Origin of the sequence: Streptomyces odontomachi (assembly GCF_024435355.1) — a bacterium.
Classification (GTDB): Bacteria; Actinomycetota; Actinomycetes; order Streptomycetales; family Streptomycetaceae; genus Streptomyces; species Streptomyces odontomachi.
The window spans coordinates 1-2,216 of sequence record NZ_JAMJWG010000076.1 but is presented as its reverse complement, the minus strand read 5'-3'; the positions used below and the strand labels follow the sequence as shown (position 1 = coordinate 2,216).

At 76.3% G+C, this 2,216-nt stretch carries 1 protein-coding gene; it reads left to right on the top strand.

Going from position 1 to position 2,216, the window contains the following annotated elements; translation table 11 throughout:
* The coding region (locus NQO67_RS43425) for a type I polyketide synthase (protein WP_255956182.1) at positions 1-2,216 on the top strand (2,216 nt) is incomplete at both ends.

Genomic DNA, 2,216 nt, shown 5'->3' with positions numbered 1-2,216 from the left:
GGGACGGGTACGGGATCCATCCCGCGCTCCTCGACGCCGCCCTGCATCCCTCGCTGCTGGACGTCGGCTCGGACGGCATCCGTCTGCCGTTCGCCTGGGCCGGTGTGTCGTTGCACGCCGTGGGTGCCCGGACGCTGCGGATGCGTCTGGTGCCCACCGGTCCCGCCACCGCGCGGCTGACCCTGGCCGATCACGAAGGTCTCCCGGTGCTGACGGTCGACTCGCTGGCCGGCCGCCCGATCACACCGGAACAGCTGGCCGCCGTGGGCGCGCCGTCGCGTGCGCCGCTGTACCGGATCGACTGGACGGACGCCGCCGGGACCCGGCACGAGGACGGTGTCCGCTGGGCCCTGCTCGGCACCGCCGAGGCCGCGGCGTCCCTGCACGCGGCCGGTGTCGACGTCACCGTCCACGACGACCTGGCGGCCCTGCGCACCGCGGTGCGCGAGGGCGACCCCGTCCCGGACGCGGTCCTGGCACCGATCCCGGCGCTGCCCGTCCCGGCCGGGCCCGATGACGATCCGGTCGCCGTCATGCACGGGCTGGCGCACCGGTCCCTCGACGTGGTGCGCGAGTTCGCCGAGGCGGAGGAACTGGCTTCGGCCCGGCTGGTCGTGCTCACGCAGGCCGCGGTCGCCGCGGACCCGCAGGACACCGTCGACCACCTGCCGGCCTCCGCGGTGCGGGGGCTGGTGCGTTCGGCGCAGGCGGAGTATCCGGGCCGGGTCGTGCTGGTGGACGTGGACGGTGCCGCGGAGTCGTACGGTGCGCTGGCGGCCGCGCTCGGTGCCGGTGAGCCGGAGTCGGCGGTGCGCGGGGGCGTGGTGCGGGTGCCGCGGCTGGTGCGTGCGCCCGCGGGCTCGGCGGGCGAGCCGGCGACGCCGCCGGTGTTCGCGCCGGACGGCACGGTGCTGGTGACGGGCGGTACCGGCACGCTCGGGGCGCTGGTGGCCCGTCGGCTGGTGGCGGAGCACGGGGTGCGGCATCTGCTGCTCACCAGCCGGCGCGGCATCGACGCGCCGGGCGCTCGGGCACTCGTCGCCGAGCTGGCCGAGCGGGGTGCCGAGGCGGAGGTCGTCGCGTGCGACACGAGTGACCGGTATGCGGTGGCCGGGTTGCTCGCCACCGTGCCGGCGGAGCGTGCGCTGACGGCGGTCGTGCACTGTGCCGGGGTGCTGGACGACGGCACGCTCGCCGCGTTGACGCCGGAGCGGCTGTCCGCCGTGCTGCGGCCCAAGGCGGACGCGGCGTGGCACCTGCACGAGCTGACCCGCCAGACGGACCTGACGGCCTTCGTGCTGTTCTCCTCCGCCGCCGCCAGCCTCGGCAGCCCCGGGCAGGCCAACTACGCCGCGGCGAACGCCTTCCTCGACGCCCTGGCCCAGCACCGTCACGCACTCGGCCTGCCGGCGACGTCCCTGGCCTGGGGGCTGTGGGACACCGACAGCGGCCTGACCGGCACCGTCGACGAGACCGCACGGGCCCGGATGGCGCAGCGCGGGCTGCTGCCGCAACCCGCCGACGAGGCACTGGACCTCTTCGACACCGCGCTGGCGGACCGTCCCGTGCTGGCCCTCGCGGCCCGGCTCGACCTCGCCGGGCTGCGGCAGCGCGCCGCCGACACCCCCACACCCCCGATCCTGCGCACCCTCGTCGGCACCACCCTGCGGCGCACCGCGCAAGCCGGGCGCGCGGACGAGCAGCAGGTGCGCGCGGCGCTGACGAAGCTGCCGGCAGCGGAACAGCGGGCGTTCGTGCTGGACCTGGTGCGCAGCCGGCTCGCCGGCGTCCTGCACCACGACGATCCGACGGCCATCCCGGCCCAGCGGGGCTTCCTCGACCTGGGCCTGGACTCGCTGACCGCCGTCGAACTGCGCAACGCCCTCGGCCACGCCACCGGGCTGCGGCTGCCCGCGACCCTGATCTTCAACTATCCGACCCCGGAGGTCCTCGCCGACCATCTGCTCGACGAGATCCTGGGCGCCGCCCCGGCCCCGGCAGCCGCCACTGCCGCCGCCAAGGACGGCCCGACCGACTCGACCGACGCGGCCGACCCCACCGACCCGATCGCCGTCGTCGGCATGGCCTGCCGCTACCCGGGCGGCGTCACCAACCCCGACGACCTCTGGCGCCTGGTCAGCCAGGGCGTCGACGCGATCGGGGAGTTCCCCGCCGGCCGCGGCTGGGACGTCGAGAACCTGTACGACCCGGATCCC